Origin of the sequence: Pseudomonas sp. MWU12-2319 (assembly GCF_023242525.1) — a bacterium.
Lineage (GTDB): Bacteria > Pseudomonadota > Gammaproteobacteria > Pseudomonadales > Pseudomonadaceae > Aquipseudomonas > Aquipseudomonas gingeri_D.
Genome location: NZ_JALJES010000013.1, coordinates 60,895 through 75,774, shown reverse-complemented (window position 1 = coordinate 75,774; position 14,880 = coordinate 60,895). Strand labels below are relative to the sequence as shown.

Annotated in this window: 15 protein-coding genes; 4 read left to right on the top strand and 11 right to left on the bottom strand. The window is 60.3% G+C overall.

Features of this window, described 5'->3' with window-relative positions; all coding sequences use genetic code 11:
- The first annotated feature begins 13 nt into the window (after positions 1-13).
- Positions 14-742 (top strand): SDR family oxidoreductase, encoded by a 729-nt coding sequence (locus M5C01_RS21060; RefSeq protein WP_152740821.1) that lies wholly within the window; start codon positions 14-16, stop codon positions 740-742.
- 6 nt (positions 743-748) lie between these two features.
- Here the strand turns inward: M5C01_RS21060 and M5C01_RS21055 are convergent, their stop codons facing one another.
- From M5C01_RS21055 to M5C01_RS21020, 8 genes are all read right to left on the bottom strand, one after another.
- A complete protein-coding gene (locus tag M5C01_RS21055) occupies positions 749-1,516 on the bottom strand; it encodes a DeoR/GlpR family DNA-binding transcription regulator (RefSeq protein ID WP_152740822.1) in 768 nt (255 codons plus the stop codon).
- A gap of 123 nt (positions 1,517-1,639) precedes the next feature.
- A complete protein-coding gene (locus M5C01_RS21050; RefSeq protein ID WP_152740823.1) occupies positions 1,640-2,947 on the bottom strand; it encodes an MFS transporter in 1,308 nt (435 codons plus the stop codon).
- A gap of 111 nt (positions 2,948-3,058) precedes the next feature.
- Positions 3,059-4,009 carry a phosphoglycerate dehydrogenase gene (locus M5C01_RS21045; protein WP_152740824.1) on the bottom strand — a complete coding sequence of 317 codons (951 nt, stop codon included), beginning with the start codon at positions 4,007-4,009 and terminating at the stop codon, positions 3,059-3,061.
- A gap of 56 nt (positions 4,010-4,065) precedes the next feature.
- A complete protein-coding gene (gene pdxA / locus M5C01_RS21040; protein WP_218586102.1) occupies positions 4,066-5,079 on the bottom strand; it encodes a 4-hydroxythreonine-4-phosphate dehydrogenase PdxA in 1,014 nt (337 codons plus the stop codon).
- 15 nt (positions 5,080-5,094) lie between these two features.
- Positions 5,095-6,330 (bottom strand): four-carbon acid sugar kinase family protein, encoded by a 1,236-nt coding sequence (locus M5C01_RS21035; protein WP_218586103.1) that lies wholly within the window; start codon positions 6,328-6,330, stop codon positions 5,095-5,097.
- Positions 6,327-7,496 (bottom strand): iron-containing alcohol dehydrogenase, encoded by a 1,170-nt coding sequence (locus M5C01_RS21030; RefSeq protein WP_152740825.1) that lies wholly within the window; start codon positions 7,494-7,496, stop codon positions 6,327-6,329. The genes M5C01_RS21035 and M5C01_RS21030 overlap by 4 nt, the downstream gene beginning before the upstream one ends.
- 10 nt (positions 7,497-7,506) lie before the next feature.
- Positions 7,507-8,388: a 4-hydroxy-tetrahydrodipicolinate synthase gene (gene dapA / locus M5C01_RS21025; protein ID WP_152740826.1), complete on the bottom strand. Its 882-nt coding sequence runs from the start codon at positions 8,386-8,388 to the stop codon at positions 7,507-7,509.
- A gap of 135 nt (positions 8,389-8,523) precedes the next feature.
- The gene (locus M5C01_RS21020; protein WP_152740827.1) at positions 8,524-9,288 is read right to left on the bottom strand and encodes a helix-turn-helix transcriptional regulator; all 765 of its coding nucleotides are present in this window, start codon (positions 9,286-9,288) and stop codon (positions 8,524-8,526) included.
- 99 nt (positions 9,289-9,387) lie between these two features.
- On the opposite strand from M5C01_RS21020, the gene M5C01_RS21015 reads away from it, so the two are divergent.
- Entirely contained in the window at positions 9,388-10,521 is a 1,134-nt protein-coding gene (locus M5C01_RS21015) for a multidrug effflux MFS transporter (protein WP_152740828.1), read from the top strand.
- Between the two features lie 27 nt (positions 10,522-10,548).
- On the opposite strand, the gene M5C01_RS21010 is transcribed toward M5C01_RS21015, so the two are convergent.
- Together M5C01_RS21010 and M5C01_RS21005 are read right to left on the bottom strand one after the other, a co-directional pair.
- Positions 10,549-11,052 carry a hypothetical protein gene (locus M5C01_RS21010; RefSeq protein WP_152740829.1) on the bottom strand — a complete coding sequence of 168 codons (504 nt, stop codon included), beginning with the start codon at positions 11,050-11,052 and terminating at the stop codon, positions 10,549-10,551.
- Between the two features lie 78 nt (positions 11,053-11,130).
- Positions 11,131-11,718, bottom strand: coding sequence for a TetR/AcrR family transcriptional regulator (locus M5C01_RS21005; RefSeq protein ID WP_152740830.1), 588 nt, complete (start codon positions 11,716-11,718; stop codon positions 11,131-11,133).
- 174 nt (positions 11,719-11,892) lie between these two features.
- Here M5C01_RS21005 and M5C01_RS21000 point away from each other — a divergent pair, with 174 nt between their 5' ends.
- Positions 11,893-12,492 (top strand): hypothetical protein, encoded by a 600-nt coding sequence (locus M5C01_RS21000; RefSeq protein WP_152740831.1) that lies wholly within the window; start codon positions 11,893-11,895, stop codon positions 12,490-12,492.
- Positions 12,493-12,544: 52 nt separating this feature from the next.
- Here M5C01_RS21000 and M5C01_RS20995 read toward each other — a convergent pair whose 3' ends face one another.
- A complete protein-coding gene (locus M5C01_RS20995) occupies positions 12,545-13,069 on the bottom strand; it encodes a LasR-specific antiactivator QslA (RefSeq protein ID WP_152740832.1) in 525 nt (174 codons plus the stop codon).
- Between the two features lie 682 nt (positions 13,070-13,751).
- On the opposite strand from M5C01_RS20995, the gene M5C01_RS20990 reads away from it, so the two are divergent.
- Positions 13,752-14,750, top strand: a complete 999-nt coding sequence (locus M5C01_RS20990; protein ID WP_248764386.1) for a hypothetical protein — start codon at positions 13,752-13,754, stop codon at positions 14,748-14,750.
- Positions 14,751-14,880: the final 130 nt, after the last annotated feature.

Genomic DNA, 14,880 nt, shown 5'->3' with positions numbered 1-14,880 from the left:
CAGGAAGTCATTGATGAAAACCGTTCTGATAACAGGCTGCTCATCCGGTTTCGGCCTTGAAACCGCCCGATACTTTCTCGACCACGGTTGGAAAGTCATCGCCACCATGCGCACGCCGCGCGAGGAGTTGTTGCCAAGCTCCGAGCATCTGCGTGTGCTGGCGCTCGACGTGACCGACCCGCGGAGCATCCAGCGGGTGGTAGAGGCCGCGGGCCCCATCGATGTGCTGGTCAACAACGCCGGAATTGGCATGCTCGGCGCCCTTGAAGGTACGCCGATGGACGCCGTTCGCGATATTTTCGAGACCAACACCTTTGGCACCATCGCACTGACCCAGGCGCTGCTGCCCCAGTTCAGGCAGCGCAAGGCGGGCACGGTGGTGAACGTCACGTCGAGCGTGACCTTGAAGCCCCTTACGCTGCTTTCCGTGTACACCGCGAGCAAGGCGGCGATCAATGCGTTCACCGAGTCGCTGGCCCTGGAGCTGCAGCCATTCAATATCCGCGTGAGCCTGGTACTCCCGGGACGGGCGCCTGACACACGCTTCGGTGAAAACGCGCAGGCACGAATACTCATCCCCGAGGCGTATGCCGATCTGGCGCAGAACGTCTTTGCACAATGGGCTCAGTCGTCGGAGATCACCTTGGCGCGCGATGTGGCCGAAGCGGTGTGGCGTGCTGCCAATGACCCGGCGGCGCCGCTTCGCATTGCTGCTGGAGCGGATGCCTTGGCCTTGTTATAGGACCCGTCAGCCGTTGGCGATTTCAATGCTGATCAGTTTATTGGCCCGGAACGGCGCCAGCAGCGATTCATCCGCCAGCGAATCGGTAATCAGCGTCCACGGCCCTTTGAGGGGCGACCAATGTTGCTGGAGGGCGCGTCCCAGCTTTGTCGCGTCGGCCAGCACGAAGGCCTGGGCCGCGCGCCCGATCATATTGGCCTTGAGGTAAGCCTGATCGGCACTGGCTTCGCAGAGCCCCAATTCGGCCACGACACCATCGGCGCTGAGAAAGATCTTGTCGGCACTCAAGTGCTCCAGGGTTGCCTGCGCGGCGGCTCCGAAGGTCGACATGCTGGAGGCCCGCAGCTCGCCACCGAGCAGGGTGATCTTGGCCTCCGGGAGTCGGGCCAGGGCCGGCAGTGCGAGGATATTGTTGGTGATCACATGCAAACCACGCCGTTCCACCAATAGCTCCGCCAAGGCGCAGGTCGTGGTGCCGCCGTCGAGCAATAGCGTGTCGTTGTCCCGCACATGGGCCAGCGCTGCACGAGCAATGGCGAGTTTTTCCTGGCTGTGTTGATAGCGCCGCTCCTCGACGGAGGTTTCCGGCTCACGCAGGCCGACATGGGCAGCCCCGCCATAGGTGCGCAAGATCAGGCCTTCTTCCGCCAAGGCGGTGAGGTCCCGGCGCATCGTGGCTTCGGAGACGCCGAAATGCAGGCACAACTCCTCTACGTTCGCAGTGCCTGACAGCACGAGATTGAGAATGGCTTGGCGGCGTGTGGCAACTTTCATGGATGTCCTGGAGATCTGGCCCGAGTGCCTTTATACGGTTTTTCAACGAGGCCGTAAAAGGTCACCCGGGAAAGTCAGCGGGTAAAACGCCCTGGGTCTCCGAGCGTTTTACCGGTCAAGGGTTCAGACGGGTTGCGGGCTCGGGGTTGGCGGCTGTTCCTGGATCGGCTCGACGTCGCCCAGCAGAAACAGATAATTGAGAATGGCGACGACAATCAATCCGGCGGAAAACAGCAGGGCGGGAATGAATGAGCCTGTGGCGGCGACAATAAACCCGGTGATGATCGGACCGACCACGCCGCCCATATTCGACACGGTATTCTGCAGGCCGGCCAGCATCGAGGTCATGCCCCGTGGCGCCACATCGCCGGGCAGGGCCCAGACCTGAGTGGCCGCGACCGTGGTGCCGGACTTGGCAATACACAGCAGGACGATAGCCAGCCACGACGACTCGGCGAAGGCGGCGAAACCGATGCAGGAAGCCATCAACAGGCCGACCACCAGGAAGGTCTTGCGAATCCGCGTCAAGGACCAGCGCCCCTGGCGGTAGATACGGTCGGACAGCCAGCCGGCAAAGATTTCCACCAGCATGGCGATCAGCAACGGCAGCGCCGCGACGAAGCCCATGGAAATCAGGTCCATGCCGCGCTCTTTCACCAGATAGGTGGGCAGCCAGGTGATAAAGAAGTACGAGTTGTAGTTGATGAAGAAAAACCCCAGGCACATGGCCCAGACGTTGCGGTAGCGCAGCAGGTCGTACCAGCGCAGGGTCGGCTTGTCGCCGGTGCCTTCCTGGCGGCGCTGGCCTTCGCGGATGTACTTCAGTTCGGCCGCGTTGACCCCGCTGTGCTGTTCGGGATCGTTTTTGTAAAAAGCAAACCAGACCAGTGCCCAGACGATGCCGATGGAGCCGCTCAGGACGAACGTCATCTTCCAGCCCACCAGGGCGATCAGCCAGACGATCAAGGGCATGGCGATCGCGCCGCCGAATTTCGAGCCGCTGTCGAAGATGCCCGCGACGGTGGCGCGCTCCTTGTCCGGAAACCAGCGCGAGGCGATCCCGGCGTTGCTCGGATAGGCCGCCGCTTCACCCACGCCCAGGCCGACCCGCAGCGCGAACAAGGAATTGAAGCCGTTTGCCAGGCCGGTCATGGCGGTGGCCACCGACCACCAGAGCACCGCGCCGCCGAGGGTGATTTTCTGGCCGAAGCGGTCGGCCAGCCAGCCGGCCGGCAGTTGCAGCAGGGCGTAGGACCAGAAAAACGCCGACATGATCAGGCCCATTTCCGCGGTATTCAGGGCGAACTCTTTGCTGATGATCGGGGCGGCGGCGGAAAGTACGACACGGTCGATGTAATTGACCGCAATGGCGGTCCACATCAATCCGGCGATCAGCCAACGTACCGAGGAAGCCTTATTATTGTTATGCATGGTTCCAACTCCGGGTTCGGTGTTCGGGGTGTTTGGCAACAGCGTGATCGCGCCCACGACAGGCCGGTGGGCCTACCCATTGAGTGGCTTGAAGTCGGGGGCGCGGACGAGCTAGAGGCCGTTCACCACGTGTTCGGGGCGTGCATTGGCCTTCAGCACCGCGACAATGTTGCGCACGCAAGTCAGGCTCAGAATGTCCAGTGCCCCCGGCGTGTAGCCGGCGATATGCGGTGAGGCGATCACGTTCGGCAGGGCATAGAGCGGGTGGCGGGTGACCGGTTCCTCCTCGAAAACGTCCAGCGCGGCACCACCGAGGCGGCCGTTTTGCAGCGCGGCAAACAAGGCGTTCTCATCGATAATGCCGCCCCGTGCGGCATTGATCAGATGGGCGTGCGGCTTCATCAAGGCCAGGCGCTCGGCACCGATAAGATGGTGGGTCGCGTCGTTCAGACCGATATGCAACGTGACGTAATCGGCCTCGGCCAACAGCGCATCCAACGCCACCAGACGAATACCCTTGGCCTCGGCAAAGGCCTGGTCCGGGTAGGGATCATGGGCGATCACCTGCATCGAGAAGCCTGCCGCGCGCCGCGCGACCTCCTTGCCGATATTGCCCAGCCCGATGATGCCCAGGGTCTTGCCGTGGACATCGGCGCCGAACAAGCGCGGCCATTCGCCGGCCTTGGTCTGTTGATCGGCCAGGGCGATCTTGCGGGCCGAGGCCAGCAGCAGGGCAAAGGTGTAATCGGCCACCGCATGCTTGTTGGAGTCCGGGACGTTGCAGACCCACACCTTGCGTTCACGGGCGGCGGGCAGGTCGATGTTGTCCACGCCGACACCGTGCTTGCAGACGATACGCAGCTCGGGCAGTGCATCGAGCACGCGGGCGTTGATGCTGTTGAAGGCGACGATGGCCGCTTGTGCGCCCTTGGCCTGGGCAATGAACTCGTCTTCGCCGATGTCGGCCGGCAGGTTGACGCATTCGATGGCCTGCTCGCCCAGCAGGGTCAGGGGGGCTGTCGAATACTTGGCAAAAGACGGCGAGGTGCAGACGATTTTCATGGTGATGTCCTCATATTGTTTTTATAGGTTTTGCTGACTCGGGCGTTCGCGGGTAATCAGGCCGCCGTGCTGCTGCGCTTGTGGGCGGCCAGCTCCACGGCCTGGCGCATCGCCTCGGTCAGGCTGCGTTCGTCGGCGATCCCCTTGCCGGCAATGTCGAAGGCGGTGCCATGGTCGACGGAGGTGCGGATCACCGGCAGGCCGACCGTGACATTCACCCCGGCTTCGAGGCCCATGACTTTTACCGGGCCATGGCCCTGGTCGTGATACATCGCGACCACCGCATCGAAGTCACCGCGCCCGGCGCGGAAAAACAGGGTGTCCGCCGGCAGCGGTCCTTCCACACGCCAGCCGCGGGCATGCAGCTCGTCGATGGCGGGCTGGATCTTGGTGGCTTCCTCGCCGTAACCGAACAGACCGTTCTCCCCGGCATGGGGGTTGATGCCACAGACCGCGATCAGCGGGTCTTCGATACCGGCGCGTACGAGGGTTTCGCGGGCGCGCTCAATGGTGCGTTTCACCAGGCCGGGCTCGATCTTGGCGATGGCATCGATAATGCCCATATGGGTGGTGACATGAATCACCCGCAGGGTCGGCGTCATCAGCATCATCGAGACCTCTTCGATGCCGGTCAGGTGCGCCAGCAGCTCGGTGTGGCCCGGGAAAATATGGCCGCCCGCATGCAAGGCTTCCTTGTTCAGCGGCGCGGTGCAAATGGCGTCCAGCTCACCGGCTTCGGTCAGTTGCACCGTGCGCTCGATGTAGCGAAAAGCGGCATCACCGGCGACAGCCGAGAGCTTGCCGTAGGGCAGGTCGGCGGGGATCAGCCCCAGGTCGATGCAGTCGACGATACCGTGTTGAAAGCGTGCCTGAGCCGGGCGTTCAATGCTATTCACTTTCAGGCTGCCACCGACAATGCGGTTGGCATCGGCCAGTCGAGCGGCATCGCCGATCACCAGGGGCCGGCAGGTTTCGTACAGTGCGGCGTGGGCCAGGCACTTCATGATGATTTCCGGACCGACGCCGGTGGCATCGCCCATGGTGATGCCGATAACGGGACGCTCAGACATAGTGGTCTTCCTTCGTTAAAGTTGCGGCGTGGCGGTCAGTTGCCGCCAGGCATCGAAAAGGCTGCTCGGCTGGCCGAAGCCACCGGCTTTGGTCACGACGGCCAGTTCACGGCCACGCCAGCGGGCGCGGGAGAAGACCACACCGGGGGCCAGGTCACCCTGGAGGTCCAGGCGTTGGATGCCGGCGGCCCCGAGCATGGCGCGGGCGGTTTCTCCCCCGGTGGCGATCAGCGCGCCCGAGCGCAGCAGGGCAGGCTGGAGCAATTGGGCCAGGGCCGTACTCAACTGCGCGGCCTGGCCGGGATCGCGCTGCTCCTGTTGCAGGCTGACCAGCACATGCCGACCCTGTTGCTGGGCCGTCTCGATTGTGGCGGCGATGGACTGCCATTCGGCCATCGCCGGTCCCGCGCACAAGGTGGCGGGGGCAAGGCGCAAGTGCAGTTGATCGCTGTGTTCGGCCAGGTAGTTGGCTTGCACCTGGGAGTGTCGGGACATACTGCCGACCACGGTCAGCACCGGCCCGTTGATCGGCGCATTCAACTGAGCTGATACCGGCGGAAATCCCAACGCCTGCGGCAGGTGTCGGGCCAGCCCGGCGGAGCCGACCCAGAACAGTCGCTTATACAGAGCCGCCGATGCCTGGGCGATATTCGCAAGATCCGTCTCGGTTTGTGCATCACACACCAGTGCCTGTACCCCGGCGACCAAATGCCTGAGCAGATCGGCCTGCAATCGCTCCGTGTCGCGTACGGTATCGAGAGACAGCGTCGCACAGCGCAGACCTTGCGTCCTCAACTGCTCCAGCAGATTGGCCGTGCCCGCGAGGCGCTCATTGCGCCAGACATCGGTCTGATCGACGGGAACGCCGTCGAGGTGCTGAACGCCGCCCACGGTGGTCCGGCCCATCAGCGGAAAGGCCGGCGCCACCAGGGCCATGCCGCGAAGGGCCTGCAACGCGGCCACTTCGCTCGCCACATTACCGCGCAGGGTGGAGTCGATCTTTTTGTATAGCGGCAACTCGGCTACCTGATCCATCGCCAACACATCGCGATGGGCCACGGCGGCGGCTTGCGCACTGAGGCGCCGGGAGTCGAGATCGAGGGCGATCACCTCCGCGCCCAGCGCCGTGCCGAGCTCCAGCCCGACGTGGCTGAGAATCACCTGGGTGACCATGCGCCCGGCAAAATCGGCGGCGCAGTCAGCCGCCCCGGAAAGGTCATCGGCAATGATCAGCAGGCGCGTGGTGCTCATGGCAGCAGGCACCGATAAAGCTGCTGGATATCGTCGAGGCTGAGGGTCTTGGGGTTGTTGGCCATCAAGCGCGTCACCTTCGACGCGGCCACTGCCATGTCCGCCAGATGCTCTTCGGCCACGCCGAATTCGCGCAGGTTCTGCGGGATATTCAGGGTCGCCGTCCACTCGCTGATCTGTTCGATCAGTTTGCCGGCGGCCGCTTCGTCGCTGTCGCTTTCCAGGGCTACGCCACAGACACAGGCGGCGCGCTTGAGGCGGGCGGCGCAGCTGTCCAGGTTGAAGGCCATGACATGGGGCAGCAGCATCGCGTTGGCAACGCCATGGGTAACATGGAACTTGCCCCCCAGCGGATAGGCCAGGGCATGCACGGCGGCGGTGCCGGCGCCCGTCAGTGCCAGGCCGCCGTACATCGAACCCAGCAGCATATCGCCACGGGCCCGCACCGAGTCGGGCTGTTGATAGGCCTCGACGATGCTGCCGGCGATCAGGCGCATGGATTCCAGGGCAAAGGTGTCGCTGATGGGGTTGGCCTTGGTGGAAATAAACGATTCCAGCGAATGAGTAAACGCATCCATGCCGGTAGCGGCCGTGATCGCCTTGGGCAGGCTCAGGGTCAGCAAGGGGTCGAGGATCACCAGGTTGGGCAGCAGGTGCCGGCTGACGACACCGATCTTCAATTCTTCGTCGGGCAGGGTGACGATGGCGTTGGGCGTGACTTCGGAGCCGGTACCCGAGGTGGTTGGAATCAGCACCATCGGCTTGCCGGGGTTGCCCACCTTGTCGATCCCGAGCAGCTCCTTGAGCGGGGTATCGTTGGTCAGCATCACGGCGAACAGCTTGGCCGCATCGAGCACGCTGCCGCCGCCCACGGCGATCAACGCGTCCGGTGCAAAGGGCGCGACCTGCTCGTGAAAGACCCGCTCGATGTTTTCCAGGGTCGGTTCGATTTCGACGTTATCAATCGTCTGCACGGCGATGCCGCGTCTGGCGAACTGTTCTTTGATTTTCGCGGTGACACCGAGCCGGTGCATGGCCTGCTGGGTGACCAGTACCACCTGCTTGAGCGGGGTATCCAGTAGATACAGCTTGTCGCCCAACTGCTCCAGGCTGCCGGGGCCGTGGATGATGTTCTTGACGGTCTGGAAGTGATAGGTCGCGGACATGTCGGCCCCCTCAGGCGTTTTGGCGGTAAACAGCCAGGATCTCTTCGAGTTTTTGCGTGGTCGCCGCATCGAGGGGCGCGACCGGGGAACGGCAGGGGCCGACCGGCACGTTCAACAGGTCGGTGGCTTTTTTCAGCACCGAGGGCATGGTGCCCAGGGCGAAGGCATCGCGCAGCGGACGCAATAGTTCCTGGGCGGCCTTGGCGGTGTCATGGTTGCCGGCCTGGAACTGGTTCCAGATGGACATGACCACATGAGGCACGGCGTTGGCGGTGGCAGCCACGGCACCGTCGCCGCCGGCGAGCAGGTTCCAGTAGATCAGGGAGTCGGTGCCGGCGAATACCGCGAAGTCGTCGCTGCGGTATTTGATCATCTGCACCAGGTTGTCGAAGTTGCCGGCGCTGTCCTTGATGCCTTTGATCTGTGGGTGTTGGGACAAGGTGGCCACGGCACCGATGCCGATGGACATGCCGGTCTTGGCCGGAATGTTGTACATCATCACCGGCAACGAGGTGGCGTCACCGATGGCTTCGTAATGCTTGATCAGTTCCGCCTGGCTGACGGCATTGAAGTACGGGGTGATAACGGACAACGCATCGGCGCCCATGCCTTCGACGCGTTTGTTCATTTCAATCACTTCGCGGGTGCTGAACGCCCCGGTACCGACCATAACGGGCAGGCGGCCGGCCGAAGCGTCGAGGGTGATGCGGACGATTTCGAGTTTTTCTTCATCGGACAGGGCAAAAAATTCACCGTTGGTGCCCAGCACGAACAGGCCGTGGACACCGGCTTCGATCAGGCTTTCGACCAGGCCGCGCAGGGCTTTTTCGTCCAAACGCTGGTCTGCGGTAAACGGGGTGACTAAAGCGGGAACGATGCCGTGGAATTTCATGAAGAGGGTCTCTCGTTTTGTTGTAATTGGGACGAGAGTGATTGAAGTGATCGTAAATGGCAAGGACTAATGACTGAAAAAATCACTAAAGTGGTTTTTTGTAGGTGAGTGTTTTTGTGTTTTTGCGTGAATCGATCATTTTTGCCAGGCACCTGGGGTTGTGCCGGTCTGGTCCCTGAAAAACGCAATAAACGCGCTGTCACTGGAAAAGCCCAATTCGAAGGCGCTGTAGCTGAGGTTGCGGCCGGTGGATAGCAGCTCAATGGCCCGCATCAACCGCCACTGCTGCCGCCATTGCTGATAGCTCATGCCAGTCTCGCGTTGGAAGATGCGGCCGATGGTCCGGCTGCTGGCGCCGATTTGCTGCTCGAGCGCCTGGACGCTCGGCGGCAGTTGTTCGGGCATGGCCAGCAGCGGCTTCAAACGTCTGTCCTGGGGCAGGGGTAACAGCATGGGCTGGCGCACTGCGTCACGAATTTCGCTGAGGCACAGCCCCAGCAAATGAACGAATTTGCCTTGTCGCCAATCGGTGTCGAAATCGGTAATGGCGATGGGTTCCAGGACTGCCCGCAGCAGCGGCGTGACTTCGATCACGCAAACCTGTTGTGGCAGTTCGGCGCACAACTCGGCAGACAGATAAATCGATCGATAGTCCACGGTCTGCTGCATCACCGCGCGATGATTCACGCCCGCGGGTATCCAGGCAGCACGGGAGGGCGGCAGCAGGCACAGATGCCGCGCCAGTGTGATGCGCGTGCAGCCCTGATGGGTAAACAGCAACTGACCGCGTTGATGTTGATGGAGGCCAGAGTCGTGGTCCCCCAGAGTGGACGCGATACCAATGACCGGCGCGGGGTATCGGTCGGGGTTGAAAGCGTCATGGGTGTCGAGCCAGGCCATCGATTGTCCGATTTCAATGATTAGTTGTCTGAGTTTTGATAATACGACACCTGGCACGCTTCAAACTGGCCGCCTGTTTTTCTGGCGAGTGAAGTTGCGATGAAGTCTACAAAGTGGTTGGGGCTGGCGATTGCCCTGTTGATGTTCCCGCAAATCGCGCAAACCCTTTACAGCCCGGCGCTGGCGGATATCAGTCGGGCCTTTGCCGTGGGGCCGCAACAGGCGGCGCAAACCCTGTCGGTGTACTTCCTGTCCTTCGCTTTCGGCGTGGTGGTGTGGGGGCGGCTGTGTGACCGGATCGGACGGCGGCCGGCCATGCTGTCTGGGCTGTTGTTGTACGCCATGGCGTCGATACTGGCGCTGGCTGCGCGTACCTTTGAGGCCTTGTTGGTCGCCCAGGTGCTGGCAGCATTTGGCGCGGCAGTGGGTTCGGTGGTCACGCAGACCCTGCTGCGCGACCGCTTCAGCGGTTTGGAGCTGGCGCAGGTGTTTTCGCTGGTGGGCATAGCGTTGGCCGCCAGTCCGGCACTTGGACTGTTCGGCGGGGCGAGTCTGGTGCAGGCCTTCGGTTATCGAGGCGTGCTGGGCTGTCTGTTGCTGCTGTCCCTGGGGTTGGCGCTGTGGTCCTGGCGAGCGCTGCCGGAAACCCGGCCGCTGCATCTGGCCAGTGTCGGGCTGTTCGAAACGCTGTGGCGCATGCTGCGGGACCTGGACCTCTGGCGTTCGGCGCTGTTGGTGGCGGTGTTCAACATTGCCCTGTTCAGCTACTACAGCCTCGCACCGTTCATGTTTGAAAAGCTCGGTTTGAGTGGGCAACTGTTCGGTTACAGCGGCGTGGTTCTGGCCTTGGGATCGGGTCTTGGTGCCTGGTTCAACAAACGCTTGTTGCGCCGTGGTTTTACCAGTGCCCGGTTAATCCGTGTGGCGGCGCTGTCGGGATTATCGGGTGGTGTGGGTGTGTGGCTGCTGCAGGACAGCGTGCTGTTTGTGTTGGCGATGCAACTGGTGGTGCTGGCGTTCGGCATGGCGATTCCCAATGTCCTGGGTTCGGCACTCTCGAACTACGGTGATCGATTGGGCACCGCCGGTGCGCTGTTCGGTTTGTTGTATTACTTGCTGATTGGTGTGGGGATGCTGCTGGCGGCGTGGTCCCAGGCGTTGGGCCTGACCTTGCTGGTATGCGGCTCGTTGGGATTGCTGTTGGCGCTGATGCCGAAGCAATACCGTGCTTGAGCCGCGTAACCGCCTGATGATCCCGCTTTATGTCCGTACCGAGACCTTGTTCCGCGAATAAATCTGCCGGCATTGCGCGGCAAACCCCACGATGAAAAAGCCTAGCCATACCAGCAGCGTGCTCAGCACCACGGGCGCCATCGGATGATCGGCAATCGGATGCGAGACGGGGAGGCGGGTCAGGGTTTCATTGGTGGCGGGCACGAATGACAGCAGGAAACTGAACGACAGCCCGAATGCGCTCAAATACGGGCGCGCTCGCCCCAGGAAACTCACTGCTGGCGCCCACGCACCGGCGTAGGCGGCAAGCAGCACAATGATGCCAAAGGCATGCCCGGCATTTAAACCACCGGTACTGGAGACCCCGAAGGACGTGGCGACCGTGAGCGTCAAACTGATGAGGTAGAGACTGCCGGCGCGGGTCTTCGGGTCGATCTTGTAATAGCGGATAAAGCTGTAGGCGCCTGCAATCACGGGGATCAGGCTGATAACGGTATGGATGGCGCCTAAAGTCGATATGGGATGAGTCATGGCATGTATCTCTCTACTAGTTGGTTGGGTGCAAAGGCAAAATAAAAGACCGGTCTTCACCAGTCTTCTCGGTACGGATCAGCGGGTGGAAGTCAGCCGGCTGATGGACAATTGAACCAGCGCCTGGAAGGTCTCGGGATCGCCGAACCCACGCGCGGCCAGCATGGCTCCATGCACGCTGGCCATGAACGCCTTTGCCTCGATCGTCGAACTGTCTTGCAAGTGAAACTGCCCCGTGGCTGCGCCCTTTTCGAGGACCGATGTGAGCCAGTCAGTCAGGTCCTGGAAATGCCCGCGAACTTCGGCCGCCACTTCGTCAGGAATCGTCGGCAGTTCGACGGCCAGCATCGCGCAGATACAGAACGGAGAGCTGCCACTACGGATACAGGTGGACCAATAACCGACATAGGCATTGAGCTGTGCCAATGGATCGGCAACCTGCCGACCGAGCGCCGCCAGGCCTTCCCGTGCTTGCTCGCGATACCGCGCGACCACCACGCGAACCAACTCGGCCTTGCTGGGGAAGTGGTGATGGATGGTGGCCTTGGTGATACGCACCCGCTCGGCAATATCCGCATAACTGAAGCTGTTGTAGCCCCCGACAGTCAGCAATGACTGGGCATACTCGGCGATTTCGGTCGCTTTCGGGGACAGTTCTGTGTTCATAGACAATTCCATAAAATTACCGCGCAACGCTGGATATACTCGGCCCCGTGAGAGGGGGTTGAGTCAGCCTGCTGGCTGTTGGATGGGGTAAACCTACTAGTAGGTTGGTTTTCTGTCAAGCGACGGCTCCCTACGAAAGGGAAAGCCTGCGGTCGGTCAAGGGAGGCGATTTACATGTATGTATTTCTACAGGCGGCTCGCGTGGTGGTGCAAGGCATAAAGGCGTTGGGCATCGCGGCGAGCAATCGCCCTGGAGACGCCTTGACCCATGGCAATGCCGTGCTTGAGCAACGACACGCGGTGCTTAACCAGTCGTATCTGGATGACGGTATCTTCGGGTTCGAAGGAAAGGCCTATGTGAAGGCGGTTGCCGCGGCGGCGCGGGCATCACGAGCGGGAAATTGCGAGGAACAGGCGTGCCTCGCGTTCGATATGCTCGCCAGTACCGGAATCGCGCCGCTTGAGCTGATGTCCCTCCGGAACCCCGTGGGAGCGGAGGGCTATCAGGGCCCGGAGATCAGAGGCGCGATTACGGGGATTGTGGAGGCCGGTTACGCGGGGCCTGATCACGTCTTCGTCGTCTGCGGCCGGGGCGTGCAGACCAATCTGCAAGACCCCACGACTTGGAACGACGACGCCGTCATCTGTGATCCTTGGGCGAAGAGGGCCTATTTCGTGGCCGATATGGCGGATGAGATGAAGCTTATCAATCGCGTCAGCGGGGGCAGTATGTCGACCTCGCAGAAATATCGGTTTGAGGGGCAGGGGTGGTGAGTTGCGGGCCTTGAAAAAGAGGCTGGCAACGCGAACGTTGCCGTCTCCAGGATCAGCGTGGCGGTGGGCTGCGTGAGGTCCGGTATTGCGCCGTAATTAGGCGTTGCTGTAGATGCCGGAGAAACCCGGCTTCGAAGGCATCGCGTCGATCACCTTCCGGATAGCCCCGGCGAGCCTGGGTCAGTTGCCACCACAAGGGTTGGGTGGCGCGTCGGTCCAGCCAGAGCCCCGCGCAGCGTCCGCCACTGGCTATTTCCTGGGCGAATTGCTCGTCCCAAGGGGTGGGGCTTTGCGATGAGGCATTGGCGCAGGCGTTGAGGCTGATGGTGGTGGTTGAAGCGGGAGAGGGGGGATCACGTTGTCGCAGGATCGCCATGTCATAGAGGACGATGGCGTCCTTGATCAGTTTGTCGGCCAGCTTCTGCTGCTGGTCATCCTGAAAGGCCAGGGTTCGGGCACCGTCCAGACAAAGCCGGGCGGCGTGGCGTAAATGATCGACCGCTTCGGTGGGGCTCAGGGAGGCGAGTTTGATCAACGTGGGTGTGGGTAGGCGTGAGAGCAGTGTGCGATCAATCATGGAGAGGGGCTCCGTGATGGGATCGTCTTAACACCCGATGTGACAGGCGGTGCCCGGGCGTGAAAGGGGGATAGGCCATTCTCCTTATCTCCTTCGTGAGGTTAAGGAACCGACACCCGCCGATCTGACGCGGTTGGGGTGGCGGACCGCACGGGGGTCAGAATCCGGCTCACGAAGGAACGCCGGCCAGGCCGAAGCCTGCCCCGCGCGGTCCACCATATGAGCGAAACAGCCAAACGCAAAAAAACGTCGACTCCATCGCTACGGCGCTACCGCGCCTTCGTGAGGTTTACAGGTTCTGACACCCGGTCACAGGTATGCCTGTGACCCAGCAAGCCTAACGAAGGGGGGAGCATTGCTCAGTCGGTCATGGACCAGGAAAGCGTGCGAAGTATCCGATAATTTTGTAGGGGTGTCTTGTTGGCTAGTCGGAATCGATTTGTCACATTTTGTTTCTTTGGTGGGGTGTGCTGAAGGAGGCTGGGTGGATTTGGTGTTTACAACCCCTTGTTTTTGATGGGTTATAGATGCGTATGGAAAGGCTGTTATCGGCCAAAAGCGGACGTTCGATCTACAAATAAATGCGTCCCCTTTTTTAGCTTTTTTCGATCAAAATTGGCGTTATAGTGGATTAAGGGATATTGGTTGCGCGTCCGGTAGATCGTCGGCATAAGGAGAAGTTATGGAAAATTCAACAAGGAATCAACATTTTATCTCTCAGTCCGAGCAACGAAGTAATTGCATAGACGAGAGCAGACCAAAGGATAAGCAGCGAATCTACAAATTTGAAATTACAGATCGAGAAAATAGCGTTGTTCGCCTGACCAATGCTGAGGGCGTCAAGATTAAGAAGAATCTCTCTTTTGATGATCTTTTTAGTTTTGATGTAAAGAACTCATCTCTAAGGAAAAATCTAGAGAATTTCTTTCATAAATTTGAAGCTGATCTTGCTCCAGCCGCTGACCTTCTCATTTCCGAGTCAAAGGCCAATTCTGGAGGCGATGTCTTGAAGGGCGCCGCTGAAAAAGTGTTCAAAGCAAAGTTCATGGGGTGGATAAGAAACCCATATTCTATTGCGCGAACAATTGATATGTATAAGGGGGTGGCGGGATTGTATCCAACTGACCCTATTTTTCTGGCCGACTTCTGTGACATTCGCACGGGAGTCAAGCCTCACCTGGCTGCTGTTTGCGCAGAGTTTGGGGTGACAAGTGATCAGTACTTCCAGTGGCTGGAGATTCTTTTTCTGGCGTTAATGATCCCGCCTGGCGGCACAAAAAGTATTTTGGAAACTTCCGTCGAGAAGATTGTTGAGTCAAAGGGTCAAATGGGCCATGTAATAGTGGCAACTTTTGACGACGTTGCGGGCTGCCGAGTCGCTATACCTGACACAGGCTATCTTCAAGGAACTGAGGATCCCAATCACAATATGTTTCTTTTTAATTTGAGCCGGAGTGCGTTTGCTTCATTCAATGTCGTGAACTTGTCAAAGCAGACCCTTGTAGAGGTCCCATCGCGGATGAGGGGGCAAGTAGGGTCATTCAATATGAAATTCTCGGCACAGCATCATCATAATGATATGAGGCTACTTGAGAGATTTAACGTGCTTGCCGCGTATCAAGCCCATTCTCATATTTTTTGTGCCGACCCTCAGGTCTTCGGAATCACCACTATTCAATGAGGAAATAGGGGTGGTTGCCACTCCTGGTGGCGAGGAGTCAGCCATTTTCCCGAGGGTCTGCTATTGGCCGGTTTCTACCGAGCCTGACCGGCTGCAATGGGTCGATAGCAGTCATTGAGAAGCCTAAAAT